The sequence below is a fragment of the Putridiphycobacter roseus genome (assembly GCF_003234935.1).
In the GTDB taxonomy this organism is placed as follows: domain Bacteria; phylum Bacteroidota; class Bacteroidia; order Flavobacteriales_D; family Crocinitomicaceae; genus Putridiphycobacter; species Putridiphycobacter roseus.
This window is the reverse complement of record NZ_QKSB01000004.1, coordinates 267881-286989: the sequence shown is the minus strand read 5'-3', so window position 1 is coordinate 286989 and position 19109 is coordinate 267881. Positions and strand designations below refer to the sequence as shown.

Annotated in this window: 14 protein-coding genes; 12 read left to right on the top strand and 2 right to left on the bottom strand. The window is 34.3% G+C overall.

The window, feature by feature from the left end:
• Window positions 1-162 precede the first annotated feature (162 nt).
• Complete coding sequence (locus tag DNU06_RS09110; protein ID WP_111062943.1) at window positions 163-1191, top strand: sensor histidine kinase; 1029 nt, start codon at window positions 163-165, stop codon at window positions 1189-1191.
• 139 nt (window positions 1192-1330) lie between these two features.
• On the opposite strand, the gene DNU06_RS09105 is transcribed toward DNU06_RS09110, so the two are convergent.
• Entirely contained in the window at window positions 1331-3613 is a 2283-nt protein-coding gene (locus DNU06_RS09105; RefSeq protein ID WP_111062942.1) for a discoidin domain-containing protein, read from the bottom strand.
• A gap of 486 nt (window positions 3614-4099) precedes the next feature.
• Between DNU06_RS09105 and DNU06_RS09100 the strand changes: the two genes are divergently transcribed.
• Window positions 4100-4681, top strand: coding sequence for a YdeI/OmpD-associated family protein (locus DNU06_RS09100; RefSeq protein ID WP_111062941.1), 582 nt, complete (start codon window positions 4100-4102; stop codon window positions 4679-4681).
• Between the two features lie 14 nt (window positions 4682-4695).
• Here DNU06_RS09100 and DNU06_RS09095 read toward each other — a convergent pair whose 3' ends face one another.
• A complete protein-coding gene (locus DNU06_RS09095) occupies window positions 4696-4932 on the bottom strand; it encodes a helix-turn-helix domain-containing protein (RefSeq protein WP_111062940.1) in 237 nt (78 codons plus the stop codon).
• 407 nt (window positions 4933-5339) lie between these two features.
• Between DNU06_RS09095 and DNU06_RS09090 the strand changes: the two genes are divergently transcribed.
• The 10 genes from DNU06_RS09090 (at window position 5340) to DNU06_RS09040 (ending at window position 19012) form a co-directional block, all read left to right on the top strand.
• Window positions 5340-8066, top strand: coding sequence for a beta strand repeat-containing protein (locus tag DNU06_RS09090; protein ID WP_111062939.1), 2727 nt, complete (start codon window positions 5340-5342; stop codon window positions 8064-8066).
• 324 nt (window positions 8067-8390) lie between these two features.
• A complete protein-coding gene (locus DNU06_RS09085) occupies window positions 8391-9089 on the top strand; it encodes a hypothetical protein (RefSeq protein WP_111062938.1) in 699 nt (232 codons plus the stop codon).
• Between the two features lie 204 nt (window positions 9090-9293).
• Entirely contained in the window at window positions 9294-10007 is a 714-nt protein-coding gene (locus tag DNU06_RS09080; protein WP_111062937.1) for a pirin family protein, read from the top strand.
• A gap of 371 nt (window positions 10008-10378) precedes the next feature.
• The gene (locus tag DNU06_RS09070) at window positions 10379-10885 is read left to right on the top strand and encodes an RNA polymerase sigma factor (protein ID WP_111062935.1); all 507 of its coding nucleotides are present in this window, start codon (window positions 10379-10381) and stop codon (window positions 10883-10885) included.
• Window positions 10875-11435 (top strand): hypothetical protein, encoded by a 561-nt coding sequence (locus DNU06_RS09065; RefSeq protein WP_111062934.1) that lies wholly within the window; start codon window positions 10875-10877, stop codon window positions 11433-11435. Before DNU06_RS09070 ends, DNU06_RS09065 begins: the two co-directional genes overlap by 11 nt.
• Before the next feature lie 241 nt (window positions 11436-11676).
• Window positions 11677-13926, top strand: a complete 2250-nt coding sequence (gene katG, locus DNU06_RS09060) for a catalase/peroxidase HPI (RefSeq protein WP_111062933.1) — start codon at window positions 11677-11679, stop codon at window positions 13924-13926.
• Between the two features lie 390 nt (window positions 13927-14316).
• On the top strand, window positions 14317-14640 hold the full coding sequence (locus DNU06_RS09055) for a hypothetical protein (RefSeq protein ID WP_111062932.1): 324 nt from the start codon (window positions 14317-14319) through the stop codon (window positions 14638-14640).
• Between the two features lie 385 nt (window positions 14641-15025).
• Window positions 15026-16441: a carbon starvation CstA family protein gene (locus DNU06_RS09050; RefSeq protein WP_111062931.1), complete on the top strand. Its 1416-nt coding sequence runs from the start codon at window positions 15026-15028 to the stop codon at window positions 16439-16441.
• Window positions 16442-16624: 183 nt separating this feature from the next.
• On the top strand, window positions 16625-16942 hold the full coding sequence (locus DNU06_RS09045; RefSeq protein ID WP_317048236.1) for an EthD family reductase: 318 nt from the start codon (window positions 16625-16627) through the stop codon (window positions 16940-16942).
• A 225-nt stretch (window positions 16943-17167) separates the two neighbouring features.
• Window positions 17168-19012 carry a PLP-dependent aminotransferase family protein gene (locus DNU06_RS09040; protein ID WP_111062967.1) on the top strand — a complete coding sequence of 615 codons (1845 nt, stop codon included), beginning with the start codon at window positions 17168-17170 and terminating at the stop codon, window positions 19010-19012.
• Window positions 19013-19109: the final 97 nt, after the last annotated feature.

Sequence of the window (19109 nt, the reverse complement as noted above, 5' to 3'; positions counted from 1 at the left end):
ATTACTTGACTTTAGGATATTCTAATTCTTGGTGTTTTATTACAAATATTTTTTTTAAAACGATTAAGTTAGTTATCATTTGCTTATATTTGAATGACTCCACGTTAAATGTATCGACTCCGTGAAAATCACAAGTGATTTGTGCGCCTATTATTAAAAATAATGAAAAATTATTCGAAATCAGAAGATTTATATTTAATTGCAGAAACTGCCTTAGAGAGTTCTTTAGCTGGTTTTTGGGATTGGAATATGTTAACGAATGAGGAGTATTTAAGTCCGCGGTTTAAAGAAATGTTTGGGTACGAAGACCATGAAATGGAAAGTAGTCCTGAAGCTTGGCAAAAAATTGTCTTTAAAGATGATTTACCTGTAATGTTCAAAGCCTTTGATGCGCATGTGCAATCCAAAGGAAAAATTCCATTTATTTCAATTTTGAGGTATCATCATAAAAACGGACAAACAATATGGGTACGCTGTAATGGTAAGGTCGTTGAATGGTCGGACAAAGGCGAGCCCGTTCGGGCAATTGGTTGTCATATTGATATTACGGAGGATAAAGAACTTGAAATTAAACTCAAAAAGGCACTAAACGAGCGAGATTTACTTTTAAAAGAGGTGCATCACCGCGTAAAAAATAACCTGCAATTAATATTGAGTCTTGCTAGGCTAAAAGACAAGAATGACAAGGTGGATATCCAAGAGATGGAAGATTCTATTAACTCCATAGCCCATGCTTATGAAGCTATTTATAAGTCGGATAGATTTGAGCAAATTTCAATTAAAACTTATTTGTCACAAATAATAAAACCTTTAATTATTAGTCAAGATATTGAATTGCAAATAACAGCAATCGTCTTCGACAAGGGCATTGATTTTCTTATTCCTATAGGGTTAGTTTTAACGGAATTGGTAAATAATTCTTTAAAACATGCTTTTATTAATACAGAAAAGAAAACAATAAGTATCACCATTGAACACATCAATAATGTGTTAATGATCCTGTACAAAGATAATGGTATTGGCTATAGTCAAGCCGTTTTAGATGCTACCGAGGAATCAAATTCTTTTGGTATTGAAATAGTCAAATCATTGATTGAGCAAATAAATGGGACGATTAAATTTTACAATGATAATGGTGCAGTGGCAAAAATACTAATTGATACTTGTACACAAAACATCAAAATTACCTGAAGCTTAAGCTGATGAAGTTGTTTAAAAATCAATGCTTTAAATTAGCTATGTAGTATACATTAGTCCAAAAAAATAATTATTTTTTCGTCATTCCATTTAGAATTTTTATTACCGACACCTATTGGTCAAAAAGCGTGGACTATTTACGGATTACAAGTTTACTTACACCAGCACCACTTTGATTTTCTACACTGATAAAATAGGTACCGCTGCTTAGGTTAGAAACATCAAATAAATAATTGTTTAATGCTGTTTTTGAATCAAAATAATAGGTTTTTAATCCTGCTCCTTGAATGTTATATATTAATACCTTAACTGCTCCTTCATTGTTTTCAAGTTCAATTCTGAAGGTGTTTTGCGTAGGATTGGGGTAAGTTGAAAATTTGTATTCAATGGTGTTGTCGACAAGGTTTGCAACAGTAGTCTCGTATAATAGTGGTGTGTTACTATAGCTTACTACATGGCCATCTACTTCGTAAGCTGGGTTATAGGTGTCGTTACAGTCAATACAAGTTGACCCAGTGATACAATTTGGATTGTTTGGATGACACAAATCGGAGTAGGTAGGGTCAAATTGGTAATGTAAATCAACTCCTGAATTTATGTAAGGGGTTAAATTCCATTCGCTTGGAGGTGCAATCGTTCCTGGACACCAACCAGCTCTAGAATATGTCCATGTTCCTTGCTGACCTGTACAGTTGTCTGGATTCGGGTTACAGGTATTCCAAAGGTTTTGCGTAAAAGTATTTACGCCATTTACAAATACATAATTTGTAGCGTTGTAAAATTCAGCTGCATTGTTGCTATTATTAGATCCCCAACCATGTCCCGTGTTAGAAATGATTAATTTGGCTGCTTGTGCATTTGAAGAAAATTCGTAAGCGATTGTATCTACAGGTTGTAGGTTATTTGGGTTACCAAAATCGTAACGCGCATCCCAAATTTCATCTATTTTTGAATAGGCATAAGTTGGTGTGCCAGCTTGAAAATCGAAATCTAGGGTGACATTCCAGCCGCCAGTTCCCCAAGTGTCAATGAATATTCTAAACTCAAATTCTCCTTGTAATAAAGAGGCGTAGTCCGATAAATCAATGTTGTGATTACAGGCTACTCCATATGGTGTAATGTAACGTACAATCTGTATCCAGTTACCATCTGGTGCCTTAATGTCAATATATGCCAAACGGTCCCAATCGTCGCATGCATTCGCAATGTTAGGACAAGCAATTGTCAAATTAGCATTAATTTGATCGTAGGCTCCAACAAATTGTGGCATGCTATAAGTGCCATAATACCATCTACTATTAGCGCCACCAAAAATAACATCAATGTCATTGATGGTTGTCACATTTTGATTAGTAATAGAATTGCTTACTGCAATATTTTTATTGAGCATCATGGTGTTTCCATTTGAGCCATGAGCAGTGATTACAATGTTATGGTTACCGTAAGCGTCTGGCGTCCATAAATAATAAAAGTAACCAGTAGCTTCAGTAGCTTTTACTGTTTGACTACCGATAGTCAAGGTAATTGAATCTATGGCTAAAAATGATGGTTGATCAATGGAAGCATTCATATAAATAGGGTAAGCTTTCAAAGTGTTCATCTCTAATGGGAAATCTTCTGTCAGTCTTGTTGTAACTACAGGGTTGAAGGTGGTTAAATCAATCACTTCAAATGTAGCGGTTCTGGAAGCTGCATAATAAGCTGCATCACCAACTTGGTCGGCTTGTACAACAACGTTACCAGCAGTTCCTGTTAATGTAATAGTGTTTCCAGCTATTGTTGCAGGACCTGAAACAATTGAATAGGTTAATGCTAAGCCAGAGGTAGAGGATCCCGAAATTGTAAATGGCGCGTCCACTGTACTTTTATTAGGTATAGATAAACTTACTGCCTGGTTGGCCTGTCCAGTGGCAGGAGTAGTACTTTCGTATATAAATAAATCGTTGGTGTGCACATTACCATTTGAGGCTAAACTGGAGGTGTATACTATTTTTACGTATCGTGCTGTTATTGCTCCAAAATAAATGTGTTTACGTGTCGCATCAGTGGTACTTGTCCATGGCATATTTCCTGAAATCTCTGCACTTCCCCAATTCACGCCATCCGCACTTAGGTATACTTCAAATCCACCAGGTTTATTAGAAGCGTCTGGTCGAGGTAAAAAACTAAATCCATTTACATCATAATCCATTCCTAAATCAATTTCCACAAAAGCCGGAAACGGATTGTTAGCACCCAATGCCCAATATGTTACCGTGTCTGTATCAAAAGCCCTAGCTACCACATTGATATTATTATTGGTACTAAATGATTGTATAGTATAACCAGCCTGAGGTATTGGAATACCTTGTCCGAATGAGGTTAATGCTGAGGTGATTATGGCGAAAAAAATAAAAATTAGTTTAAAATTATTCATTATTATATGTTTTAATGAGGAAGACTTTTCTGGATGTATCCAATATGTAGCATGATTTTAGCGAAAGCACATGCAGCATTTCAGAGAAATTTCCATTTATCTATCTCGCTAAGATATTCATTAATCTCAATTAATAATGAGGGTATGGTTAAATCGAAAATTGTATAACATTTTTATCCAATTTTGTGAATTATCCTTAGTGCACTGCATACGCAATGGAGACTAAATATAAGGTAAGTCAAACCATAAAAATATATGCATGCGTGAATTCGCAAGAAAAAGAACGATTATTTAATGCAACAATTTACACCTTGTCATTGCATTACAGTATGTTAGATTTTGAGGTAGAAATGATTCGGAGCATTACTATTATTACAGTTCACTGTTGACATGCTGTTGTAAACGCTTGAATATATCTTTGTTTGTAATAATAAATACTATTGTAATGTTGTGTTGACTTTCATGTGAAGTCTTAATTTTGTACCAATGCCTAAAACTGAAACCAAAAAATTTTGTCCTAAAAGTCAAGCCGAATGGCGTGAATGGTTGGTTGAAAATCATCATTCTTCACAGTCGGTTTGGTTGGTGTATTATAGAACTTCAGCAAAAACTCCTTCTTTAACTTGGAGCGAAGCAGTAGATGAAGCGCTTTGTTTTGGTTGGATTGATAGTACTAAAAAAACCATTGATAAGGAAAGGTACATGCAATATTTCAGTAAAAGAAAACCGAAAAGTGCATGGTCAAAAGTGAATAAAGACAAGGTGGATGAGCTTGTTAAAAATAAGTTAATGAAAAAAGCAGGCATGGACTGTATTCTTAAAGCAAAAGAAAATGGCGCTTGGGTTTCCATGGATGATGTGGAGAATTTGATTGTACCCCAAGCCTTAAGTGATGCTTTGAATAAAATGGAAGGGGCAATGGCCTTTTTTGAAAGCTTGTCAAAATCAAATAAAAAAATATTATTGCATTGGGTAATTGTGGCAAAAAGACAGGAAACTAAAGAGAAGAGAATTACTGAAATTGTTATTGCTGCAGGGGAAGGTGAAAAACCGAAACAATTTATTTAAAATAATGTTACTATTTAGCTTTTACTTTGCCGAAATTGAGTTGCAGTAATGCCTGTATTTCTTTTAAAAAACTGATTAAAATTAGCCACTTCATTAAAGTCTAATGCATAAGCTACTTCGGCTACAGATTTATCCATTTGGTGTAGTAGTGTTTTTGCATATAAGATTTTATAATCTATGATTATTTTTTGTGCACTCTTACCGGTTGCTTTTTTAGTGCATTCAGTTAAATAAATTGGACTTATATTCATTTTTGAAGCATATTCCTTTACGGATAAAAACTGATTATTTCTCGAAAGTATGAACTGTTATTTTTACTTCTCCCCATAATTGAAAAACGGTATGTATGCCATCAATAATTTCAGATGCTGTTAGTGAAGAGATAGCTATTTACAGCAAATGGACGCTTTAAGATTAAGCTTATTTTTTGCAAGAGATAGTATACTGGTTCTCAAAAAAATAGTAATATTCAATGGTTTATTCCATAATATTTTGTATCTTCCTCTTTCTGTGTAAAATAGTGTGATAACTATTGCGTAAAAATTTACTTATCCCAATGCTAAAAGATAAATATATTACGCTTTCCAATCTATATTCACATTAAACAAAAAATTATGTAATAAATATCTTTTTTTACAACCTCCTAAAATCCCCATTTATGAAGTTACTCTATACTACAATTTTATTTTTTTTAATTCCTTCGCAAAGTTATGCACAACCCTATTATTGGGTAGGAGATGGCGCGACAAACAATTGGAATGATCCCGATAACTGGTCTGATGTTTCTGGCGGAGATGGCACTACAACAACTGGGCTGCCGATAGCCAGTAGTGATGTGATTTTTGATGGTGTAAATTTAAATGCAGATAAGCACGCTACGGTGAACGTTGGTGTTGCTGTCAATAGTATCAGCATGTATATTGGCTATATAGGAGTTATTGATATTGCCGGCGAAACATTCGATATCGTAGGTGCAAATGATAATCTTTTTGAAGGAGGTACGATTAATGACGGAACAAGCATGTCTTCTATTTTTATTAATAGTACCGCAACTACTAAATTTTCGGGAACTAGTTTTGGCGCAAATATTTCCGCAACTTCTTCCCGGATACTGTTGAATGGCTCTACTTTTGATGGGACAGCTACCTTAAAAAAAAATGGGACCAGTGCAGATTGGGGTAACGGAGGAAACACATTTAATGCTGCTACTGAATTTATTAATAGTGGTAGTGATGTTTTTTCGACGGGAAGTACAAGTGCCGACGTATTTAACGCCAATTTGATATTGACTAATGTTGGCAGTAGTGATTTGATAATTGCAGCCAATACTACAGGAAACCAAGTTAATGGAGATCTGTCCACCATTAATTCTTCTAATTTAACAAATGCTTCCATTATATTGGCTTTTTCAAGTTTGTCTTCTCTTGCCGTTAGTGGTGCCACAACGATTACGAATGAAGGTTCGGGCGCTAACCAAACCAGTTACATTGGTTCAGATGGGGATGTTACCTTTTCAGGTCTACTTTCGCTTAGAAATATAGGGGTAGGGAACTCTTCTATTATTTTACTAAATACCAATGCAGCTTCTTCCAATCAATATAATGGTGGTTTGCTATTTGAGTGTACAAATTCCAATAGTACCGGTATAAAGTTTGGACAAAATGGGGGAGATGGAACTTTAGCAGCCGGACAATCTATGAGTATTGGTGCTTTAGGTTTTTTTACTGGATTTTTGTGGTTTAAATCTTTTATCCAAACTGGTACCACGCCACAAAATTTATTATTGACTGGAGATACAGATTTATCTATTGCATCAGGAACTATTTTTAATGGAAATGTAAATTTTATTGCTCCTAAATTTCGTCTAAGTGGCGGTGTATTCAATGGCGCGAATACTATTTTTCATAAAACGGGTGCGTCGTATGATTGGTGTTTTGGAGGAGGTGTTTATAATACAAATTTAGAAATAAAAAATAGTGGCGTAGGGACATTTAATATGGCTAACTTAACGGGAGATGATTATAATGGGGATGTTACCTACTCTAAAACGTCAACGGGTTTAATATTGGGAGCAAACAATACCTCTTGTACTTATGCTGGAAATATAAATTTTAATTCAAACGCCACAATGACACTTGCTTCAAATATAAACGGGCGGATAATAATGGATGGAACAGGTATACAAAACATTAATAATACTGGTTTAACTCCTGCCATAAATCTTAGAAGTTTAACCATCCATAAAGCAAACGGAAATGTAATCTTAAACTATCCAATAACCGTAGAAGAAGAACTTGATTTTACCCAAGGTTATGTGATAAGTACTCCTGTTAATCTTTTAACGATAAATAATAATATTTCAATGACCGGTGCTAGTAGTGCTAGTTTTGTAAGTGGTCCTGTTAAAAAAATTGGAGACGAAGCTTTTACTTTCCCTATTGGTGATATAATTTCTAATGTTTATGCTCCATTAAGTATTTCTGCGCCAGTTTCAGATGCGTTTACCGCTACTTATCTTAATGCTAATCCAAATACACTTCATCCTATTGCAGTAATAGATGTTTTACTAGATCATATAAATCTTTGTGAATATTGGACCATTGACCATAATGTGGGGACCTCTAATGTGGACGTGACACTAAGTTTTCAATCGCCACGCAGCTGTGGAATTCTCAATTTAACAGACTTGCGTGTGGTAAAATGGAATGGATTATTATGGGAAAGCGAAGGGAATGGAGGGACTACTGGCACAGTTTCAAATGGGACTATTGTTACAGATGCTGTAGTTTCAACGTTTAGTACGTTTACGATAGGTTCCATTACTTCAAACGGTCCACTACCAATTGAACTAGCAAGCTTTAGTGCCGTTTTAAATAAGGATAAAGTAGATTTAAAATGGCGGACTTCATCTGAAATTAATAACGACTTTTTTACGGTAGAAAGAAGCCGTGATGCTGCCAATTGGGAATCCGTTACAACCCATGATGGAGCTGGGAATAGTAATGAGGTGATCAATTATTCAGCTGTAGATCACGCGCCCTTAAATCAACTTTCTTATTACCGATTAAAACAAACTGATTTTGATGGGGATTATAAATATAGTGAGGTTATCTCTGTACAATGTAAAAAAGAAATAGAAACAAAAATATATCCCAACCCTACAAGTGGTGATTTTTATATAAATAGCAAAGGAAAAGCTGGAGGTAAAATTTATATACAACTATACAATACTTCTGGTGTTCTGGTTTACTCAAAAAGTAGGATGCAACAAGCAGGTTCTTCCATTATACACATGGATTTAACCAATAAATTATCACCTGGCATATACCTTATTGTTGGAAGCAAAGGGGAGGAAGTGTTTAGGGAAAAACTGATTATCAAATAATAATAGAGAGTATATAGTCTAATTAATATTTGAATGATACAGCGTTTTGAAAAAAATATTTGAGTACGTAGTATATTTTTTTAAACCAGATTTTTTTGAATAAAATACAAGAATGCCAGTCTTAAAAAGAACAAGTCTACCTGGAAGGAGAGAACGTACCAAAAGCAATTTAAAAAGTTATGGAAGCAGGGTGTTTTTTATCCCCAATAGAGCAATTATTATGTAGCTAAAAAATAGATTCTATCTTTGTAAGGCACGGATTAAAAATTAGTGTAAAATGCTTGTCTTGCTTTTTTTAATAATTATGTGCTTGAATTCTTTATTATGACTGATTTAACACCTGGAGTATCTCAAATTATTACAGTCAATAGTTTTAAAGATCTTGTTACCACACCTTTTTATGACGATAGAAATGCCGTTTGTTGGGAGCGTAAATTAGTAGGAGATTTTGCTGAAATTATCGATAAAGTAGCATTGAAAGAAAATATGGTTGTACTGGAAAAAGAAGTACTTGTCTCGCTGCAGTTAAGTGAGCAAGGTGAACTTGCACGTGCTGTACTTTTAGAGGATTTAGAATTATTGAAAGCACAAGGTGCATCTCCAATACTAAATATTATCCAATCTTATGAGCGAGATACTGACTTGCCTTTTTTTCCAACGGATGTATATTCCTTTCATGTCGACCGTTCACCGATACCAGTGGACACATTTTTATGTACTTATTACGGCGAGCCTAGCGATATTCTACCAAATGCAGAAGGCGTTCAAAAAGTACTTATCCCCGAAATAAGAGCAGCACTAAAAAAAATATATGGTGGAGTAGATGAAGGTTTTGAATCGTTTCTAAAGGCGTATTTTTTCGACCTACACTATCAACCACTTCAGGGGGCACATCCAATTCCTTTAGGTTTAGGAAATATTTGGCGGATAGCGGTAGATCATCCTGAAAGTAAAGTTCCTCCTTGTCTTCACCGTGCACCAAAGGAAAAAAGTGGAGAGAAACGCTTGTTGCTGATTTGTTGAAGCAAGGGTGTAGTTGAGGACAAGTTGTTATCCATTTATTTAAGTATTCTTGATACTGAAAAAGCGAATTGAAATTGTATTTTCAAAAAATAAGCTTTAGCTGATTTGATGGTACTTGGTCATTTAAAAATTATTAATTTAATCTTTTATTTAAATTTAAGCAGTTTACTGCGTTTTCAAAAACGAAATAAAAATTGATAAACTATGCATAACGTAATTCACAAAGCTTCCACAAGGGGAAACGCAAATCATGGTTGGTTAACCTCATTTCATACTTTTAGTTTTGCCAATTATTATAACCCCGAAAGAATGAACTTTGGGGTACTACGTGTTTTAAATGACGATACTGTACAAGCTGGAATGGGGTTTGGAACACATCCACACAATAATATGGAAATTATTTCTATTCCATTAGAAGGTGATTTGGAACACAAAGATAGTTTGGGGAATATTACTTTAATCAAGGAAGGAGATGTCCAAATAATGAGTGCAGGAACCGGCGTTACTCATTCAGAATACAATAAGAATAAGGATAAAGAAGTGAAATTTCTTCAAATATGGGTATTACCTAAGTTGAAAAATTTAAACCCAAGGTATGATCAGATTTCTATTCACGCTATTCAAAAAGTGAACGAATTGTATCAAGTACTTTCTCCTCATAAAGACGATCAAGGGGTTTGGTTAAATCAAGATGCTTGGTTTCATTTAGGAGAATTTACCAAAGCTAAAACAGTTGAATATAAAATAAAAAAAGAAGGCAATGGGGTGTATGTTTTCATCCTGAAAGGAAAGGTAGAAATTAACGGTGAAAATCTTACTGAAAAAGACGGTATGGGGATTTGGGATGTAGCAGCCATTACCCTTAATGTAACAGAGCACACTAGGGTTCTTTTAATGGATGTGCCAATGCATAACTAGCTTTAATACTTCAATACTTACTATTAAATGTGGGGTGTTTTCGCTTGCTCAAATTACAACAGCTATGGATGGGTAAAATAAAAGCGGAAAATAAAAATAAAAAAAAGTGTAATAAATGGAATAAATAGTAATCTAAAGAGTAAAAGAACCTATTAATTTTATTAAAATGAAACATAAAAAATCACAATATCTACTAATTTTAGGCCTAATCATGTCGGCTTTATTTCAAATTATTCAACATTATAACCCATTATCAGATGGATTTTATGGCGGTCTGATGGGAGTGGCGTTTGGCACAATAATAATTGCATTATATAGTTGGGGAAAGGACAAAAGAAAAATCTTGAGCAAATAGAATTGATTGCCATGTTATGCATCATAAGGAAGTAAAATTTAAGGAGATTTATAAACAATCTAAGGATAAGATTTATCGACTTTGTTTGGGGTTTTCAGGAAACAAAGCAGAAGCTGATGATTTATTTCAAGAGGTATATATAAAAGTTTGGAACAACTTAAGTTCTTTTAGGAAGGAGAGTAATATCAATACTTGGATTTATAGAATAGCGACCAATACAGCCATTTTATCTGCAAATAAAAGTGCTAAAACCAGGGCGCGAATGGATCAATTAAAGCTAGAAAACGAATTTTTAACCTTAGACAATTCTGGTCCCGATTACGCCGAAAAAGAAATCATGAAATTGTATAAAGTAATCGCGACTTTGAAAGAACAGGATAGAATTATTATTAGTTTATTTTTGGAACAACATAGTTATATTGAAATAGCAGAAATTGTTGGGATAAGTGTGTCAAATGTTGGTGTGAAAATTAATAGAATTAAAAAGTCGCTCACTAAAAAGATGAATAGTTATGGAAAGTGATTTTAATAAATGGCAAAATTTATGGCAACAAGAAAAGTCTAGTCCGTTGGATATTGATGCTTTAACCATTCGTTTGCATAAATTGGAACGGATTACCCAATACCAACGATTACTTTTTTTATCTGTTACGGTTTATGCAATTTATGCCATGCTTACACACCTTAGCCTAAACGGATATAATTTAATCGCATTTATTCTCCTGGCTGTTGCCATGTTATTTATGCTTGTTCCACTTTTTAATAATCGATTAAAGGACTATGGGGTGGACAATCAACAATATATTAACAATAGAATTAAATATTTAAAAGGTAAAATATTAATCCCAAAATTATACTTTTTGATTTTTATTGTACTTTTTACTGCTGCTTTAAATATTGCGTTTATTGGCTTGTGGGAACAAGAAAGTGTTTACTATAGTCTCTTTTTTCATGCTATTTCTTTGCTTATTTTACTGGTATTGTTGTTACTAAGAAAAATAGGGGTAAAAAATTACGAAAAGGAAATTCTGCCGTTGATTGCGAGTCTAACAAAACTAAATAAGGAAGAGTAACAGTTTGTTTGTCACTTTTTAAAACAATTTATCATGCTGAGGTATGCAAAGCAAACAGGTATTAATTGCTTCCTTTTCTAGGGCTAAATGGTTTACTCTAGACCAATGTAAAAGCTAATAAATGATCGATAAATTCTATCTATGAAGCTATTAAGAATAAGAATAAATATGCCATATCTATTACCTATAAATTGGTTAAATTTGGTTTGAACAAATTTTTTATCCAATAAATCTCACAATTATGGAAGACAATAAACAAGCAAACTCATCTGGCGACGAAAGTAAATGTCCGCATCACGAAAAAGAAAATATTACGCAACCTGTTCAGCAGGATGCATCAGCAGGAAAATGTCCTGTTATGCATGGGGCAAATACTTCTAATAAAGAAAACGTGATGGATTGGTGGCCAAACGCCCTTAATTTGGATATTCTACATCAACACGATACTAAGACCAATCCTTTAGGCCAAGATTTTAATTATCAAGAAGAATTAAAAAAACTAGATATACCTGCCTTAAAAAAAGACATGCGTGCGCTTATGACAGATAGTCAAGATTGGTGGCCAGCAGATTGGGGACATTATGGTGGTTTATTAATACGTCTATCATGGCACTCTGCTGGTTCTTACCGTATAGCTGACGGTCGTGGTGGAGGTGGTTCCGGAAATCAGAGATTTGCTCCTTTAAATTCTTGGCCCGATAATGTCAGTCTAGATAAAGCAAGAAGACTATTGTGGCCGATTAAGAAAAAATATGGCAATAAAGTGAGTTGGGCAGATTTAATTGTATTAGCAGGTACTATGGCTTATGAAGACATGGGATTAAAAACTTATGGCTTTGCATTTGGAAGAGAAGATATTTGGCATCCTGAAATAGATACCTATTGGGGTGCTGAAAAAGAATGGTTAGCGCCTAGTGATGAACGTTATGATGACGTAGATAATCCTAGCAGCATGGAAAATCCTTTAGCCGCTGTGCAAATGGGATTAATTTATGTAAACCCTGAAGGGGTAAATGGAAAACCAGACCCTTTAAAAACAGCTGCGCAAGTGAGGGAAACTTTCGCTCGTATGGCCATGAATGATGAAGAAACTGTAGCGTTAACTGCAGGCGGTCATACGGTTGGGAAAACACATGGAAATGGAGATGCAAGTCTTTTGGGACCAGATCCTGAGTCTGCAAATGTAGAAGAACAAGGATTAGGTTGGCATAATCCTAACGAATCTGGAAAAGGTCGTTTTACTGTAACTAGCGGTTTGGAAGGCGCATGGACAACCCACCCAACGAAATGGGATAATGGTTTTTTTGAAATGTTATTCAAACACGATTGGGAGTCCGTGAAAAGTCCAGCTGGTGCTTGGCAATGGGAACCCGTGAACATTAAAGAGAAAGACAGGCCTGTGGATGTAGAAGATGCTAGTATTCGCCATAACCCAATGATGACGGATGCGGATATGGCCATGAAAGTAGACCCTATTTATAAGGAGATTTCTCTAAAATTTAAGAATGACCAAGCCTATTTTTCAGAAACATTTGCACGTGCTTGGTTTAAATTAACCCATAGAGATATGGGACCAAAAGCAAATTATTTTGGTGTGGATGTGCCAAAAGAAGATTTAATCTGGCAAGATCCAATACCTACAGGAAATTCAGACTATGATGTAGTAGCTGTAAAGGCAAAAATTGCTGCATCTGGTTTATCTATTTCAGATATGGTGGTAACCGCTTGGGATAGCGCAAGGACTTATCGTGGTTCAGATATGCGAGGTGGTGCAAATGGTGCCCGTATTCGCTTAGCACCGCAAAAAGATTGGGAAGGAAATGAACCTAAACGTTTAGCTAGGGTTTTAAATGTATTAGAACCAATTGCTGCTGAATTTGGAATTAGTGTAGCAGATACTATTGTCTTAGCGGGTAACCTTGGTGTGGAGCAAGCTGCAAAGGCTGGAGGTTTAGAAATTAATGTACCCTTTGAACCAGGTAGAGGTGATGCGACGGATGAAATGACAGATGCTGCTTCCTTTGATCCCCTAGAACCATTGGCGGATGGATACCGAAATTGGCTAAAAAAAGACTATGTAGTTAGTCCAGAAGAGTTAATGCTAGATAGAACACAATTAATGGGCTTAACAGCTCCAGAAATGACCGTGCTTGTTGGTGGAATGAGAATGATTGGCACAAATTATAACCATACAAAACATGGTGTTTTTACTGATAACGAAGGGGCGCTGACCAATGACTTTTTTGTTCATATAACGGATATGCAATATACTTGGAAACCAGTGGAGGATAACTTATACCAAGTATGTGATCGTAAAACAGGGAAGGCAATTTGGACCGCTACACGACTAGATTTGGTGTTTGGTTCTAATTCTATTTTACGCGCTTATGCCGAAGTTTATGCGCAAGATGATAATAAAGAAAAATTTGTTAAAGATTTTGTCAAAGCTTGGACGAAAGTAATGCATGCGGATAGGTTTGATTTAAAATAAATAACCAAACCCGTAAATAGATTTTTCTTCTTAAAGTTGAAAGGAAGGGCAAGTTTAAAAACTGAATTTAAAGCAGAAGAAATTTCTCTTTGGTGTAAGAATGAATTAGCAGGAGAATTAGTTTTCTCCTGCTAATCTTTTTTTGTCCATTAATTAATTCTCTAAAAGTATTGTTGTATTAGTTTTAGCGCATCCGCAATGCAAAATAATGCAGGATCACCTGTTTTGTCTATTACAATTTGTTTAAATCAACCTATCCAAAAAAAAACTAAAATAGTTAACTGAGCCAAAAAATAAAAGCGCAATGGCGGGTGAATTTTCATACATCATACCATGGATTGACTTTATTGAATTACCTTTATAGCCTTAAACCTACCAAGTGCAATTAATATGAAAGAGAATACCGAAAAACCATCCGCAGAAGCAAAAGCCTTATCCCTTTTTTTAATGGCTTTTAAAACTGTAAAGCCAATTTACAAAGAGCAATCTAAACGTTTAAATAGGCTTTGGAACCAAGTAGTTGCAGGTGATTTAAGTATGGCAGACTATATGAAAAGGGTACAAAGTATGTTAACTTTAAATGGTGGTTATGACGAAGTACTTAAAAAAACAGTTCGTTTTTATATGGATAAATCAGGAGAGTGGAAATTAAAAGGAGAAGATAAATATTGCGTGGATGCGCAAAAAGTTGCAGATGAAATGATGAAAAAGTAATTACAAATAGGGTGTTTCTCCTTACTTTAATACTCTTTTTCACTAAGGAAACGACGCATATAAGTAATTTTAAAAACCGTGTAAAGTAACCCTAGTATAAAAACAAAGTTAGTCATGAAGGCGCTTTATTTTTTTTATTAAATGTTTTATGCGGTATCCATTTCGCTGTATTTCAACTATTTTTTTACCTGTTCAAAAAAACTATCCTTCTATAAAATAGTTTTAAATCGTTCTAAATCGTTCTTATTTATTGGGAATAATATTTTACTTCACTCCGGCTTTATGTGTGCTGTTTTAAATGCAACGTTTAAGGTTTTAAATGCCATATTTAGTACAGGTAAAATAGTTAAATTTAGGAAAAATATTTTCGATAAAAACAGCAAATATGGTAACATTTATTACTGCTTTAGTTTTATTACTTTTAGGATATCTTATATATGGTAAGTTTGTAGATAAAACCTTTAAATCAGATGGCGGTAAGTTAACCCCTGCACACACACTATCTGATGGTGTGGATTTTGTGCCAATGAATAGTAATAAAAATGCTTTCATCCAAATTTTAAATATTGCTGGGGTAGGACCTATTTTCGGACCAATTTTAGGTGCATTGTATGGTCCTTCTGCTTTTATCTGGATTGTTTTTGGTTCTATTTTTGCTGGAGGTGTACACGATTATCTTACAGGAATGATATCCTTAAGAAATGGAGGGGCACATTTACCTGGTTTAGCTTCTAAATATTTGGGAAAAGCCTTTAGTCATGTGGTAAATTTCTTTGCTTTACTTCTCTTGGTATTGGTTGGGACTGTTTTTGTAACTGCACCATCAAAAATGATAAATGAATTGATGGGTAGTGAGACTAGTTTCTTAACCATTATTGTCTTTTGTATTTTTATCTATTATATCATTGCAACTGTATTGCCTATTGATAAAATTATTGGGAAAATTTATCCCATATTGGGTTTTTTACTCTTATTAAGTGCACTCGGAATTTGTATCGGAATGTTTATTTATGGAAACCCAATTCCGGAATTAACTTTGGAGAATTTACACCCAAACGGAACGCCTTATTATCCAGTAATATTTTTAACCATATCATGTGGTGCTTTGTCTGGATTTCATGCTACACAATCACCAATTATTTCACGAACGATTGACAATGAAAAAGATGGTAGAAAAATATTTTACGGGATGATGATTCTCGAAGCGGTTATCGCTATGATATGGGCTGCGGCAGCCATGAGTTTGATGAATGGAGAAGATTTAAATGTGGTATTACAAAATGGTGGTCCAGCTGCGGTTGTTAATAAAATTGCAGTAACCTTTCTTGGCACCATAGGAGGAACCGTCGCTGTGTTAGGTGTAATTGTTTTACCTATTACTTCGGGCGATACTTCTTTTAGAGCAGCAAGAATGATTATTGCGGATTACTTAAAAATAGACCAAAAAGTATTAAAAAATCGATTTAAAGTAGCTATTCCTTTATTTCTGATTTCATATATATTAACCAATATGGATTTTCAACTATTATGGCGCTATTTTTCATGGGCTAATCAAGTCACCGCTTCTATTGCATTATGGATTGGAGCAGTTTATTTATACCAAAAAAAGACCTATTATATGATTGCATTGGTACCTGCTTTTTTTATTACCTCAGTTATCGGTTCTTATATCTTTTACGATCCAACTATTGGTTTTGGTTTAGATGTCGCTATTTCAAATTGGATTGGTTTAGCATTTACCTTGCTCATTACCGCATTGTTTTTTGTAGTGATGAAAAAAAGAAAAGCACTTACGGAATAAGATTTTTTGAGCTACACAATTATTTCTTAAAGGAGGATAATGCGCTGAAATGAGTAAAATATAAGGCTTGACTTAAAATTTTTACTTACTTGGATAAGTAGAGGTTGTTTTATTTTTTTAGGAGAAAAACAAGTGTTTATTTTCACGAAACCTATACTTTTATGGGGTAATTAACCATAATTAATGATGATAAAAGTATCTGTAATGTATCCGAATACAAAAGACATTAAATTTGATGTCGACTACTATCAAAACACACATTTACCCATGATCGCCAAAATGGTGGGACCAGCGTTAAAAGGGATGGAATTAGACTTAGGTATTGGCGGTAGAGAATCTGGAGAATTAGCACCATATGTAGCTATCGCACATTTGAAATTTGAAGATAGAAATGCTTTTAAAGATTCTTTTTTGTCGCATGCAAAACTATTTGCTGCTGATATTAAAAACTATAGTAACGTAAAAGGAATCATGCAAATTAGTGATTTGGTAACCTTTTAAGGTTTAATTAAAAAAGCCATAAGCTGCTTGCAAATTAATTATTTATAAATATTATTTTCACCATAAATCTATTTATTTTCCTCAATTTTTGTTCAAATTGTTTCCTGCTTTTTTAATTTTTAGTGTCCATTATAAATGATCTGTAAGTATTAACAATACGTGTTCTATTACTTTTAATTTTTAACGAATTAATGTATCTTCGCGGCCTAATTAAAGTTGAAAATTATGAAAGACAATAAAATGCTTGACTACATTCAGAATGTGCTTGAAAATATGCCTAATGGTTGGTTGAGTACCACCACGCATAGACTAGATATATATGATGAGAAATTGGCGAAAACTCAATTTTTAGAGCAGTTTACAACTTTATATGAAAACAATAATTCCTCGGCTTCTGCTTTGAGTGCTTTACCTACAGCATACGATTATATTCGTTTAGGACACCCATTATCTTGTGTTTTAGAATGGGGTATTGCAAACTTACACCATCTACATGCAAATAACGTAATCAGTTTTTCTTCACAGACAATTCCAATTTTGGCAATCCTTAGAAAAAACTTATTAGAAAATATTAATACCCAAATTACCTATACAGGTGATTTACCTGCTTGCTTTGATGCCGAATTAATCAAAAATGTTTACGGGTATAAATTTGAATTAAAACAAGTAGATAATTTAACGGAAATTAAGGCCTTTGAAGGGAGTACCGTATTTCTTGCCCCAGAAAAAAGGATAGGAACAATTGAATGTACGCCTAATATCGACTTTTTTATCAGTCTCCATGAAGGATTAGGGAGTGTTTTAGTCGTAAATGGAAAACAGAATGAAAATTATGTGTCCGATATACAGCATGTAAGAAGAAGAGAAACGATTGCAATGACACCTGCAAATTCTTTTACTGCACTAAAATCACTTATGGATCAAAAACCTGTTGTTATTGCAAAAAATAATAGCATTGCGGATAAGGAAAGTGTTTTAAAATCGATTAATGAGATTACCGGAACAACTACCCAAGCCTTAGTTGCTTCTAGTGGTCTTTCCATACAATATGCAATAATGATGGGACTTGTGCATGATGCACTTGAAAATCATAAAGGAAAAGCAATAAAAATTATTGTCCCACCAAACTGTTATGGTGGCACGAATGATCAAGCGAGAAGAGTTGCTGCTTGTCTTGATAATGTATCGGTTGTGGATTTACCAGTAGATGGTGGTAATGATATGGTACAAAGTATTGATAAGATTTTGAATGAAATTGCAGTAGAAGATGCCGTGCCATATATCATTGCGGAAATACCGACTAACCCTAGAGTGGAAGTGCCTGACCTTATTCAATTAAAAGCGGTGTTAAGTGCTAAACGTAAAACTAAAGATGGTGCTATTGCCATTGATCCTGTTTTCATTTTAGACCAAACATTTTGTCCAAATGTTCACTTTTTAGGGGAAGGTGAAATCTTGTCTACGGTTAGAACTATTTCATTTGCAAGTGGTTCTAAATTCCCTAGTGGTGGATTATGTACTGCTGGATATTGCGTTGGCAATAAAAAAACGGTGGACTTGATAAATAAAATAGATATCCATTTGGCACTTTGTGATAACGAAGCAACAGCATTGCAATATGACATATTAGCAAAACAATTACCTTCCATGAACCAAAGGATTCTGGATGCCTACAAAAATACACGGGAGTTCGTAAACTTTATTCACGAATCTTTACCTGGAGCAAAAATTAATTTTGTTTCAGAAGAACTGGCCAAACAAGGCTTTACACCCTCTGTGTTTTCATTAGATCTTCCAACCAAAGGAAATACAGATGAAGAAAGAGAAACGTATAAAAGGGCTTTAAACCTTAAATTAATTAATTTAATGATTACAGAAATCCCTAAGGAAAGTAAATTTTGTGTGAGTTATGGACAGTTAAAAGGATGTTATTGGACAATCCCAGCTACTTCTACACAAGGTACGACAAAAGAAGGAGATAAGGATTATATTGTTCGGGCATCACTTTCTCCAAATCTAGACCTGGAATTACATAAAAAAGTCTTTTTAAAATTTATCGAAAATATTTAAAGAATAGGGAGGTATGAAGTACCTCCCTATTTATTTTGAAATAGAGGTCACGTAAAAGATGGTTTTTACATTCCTTTGCACCTATTAATACTTTTTA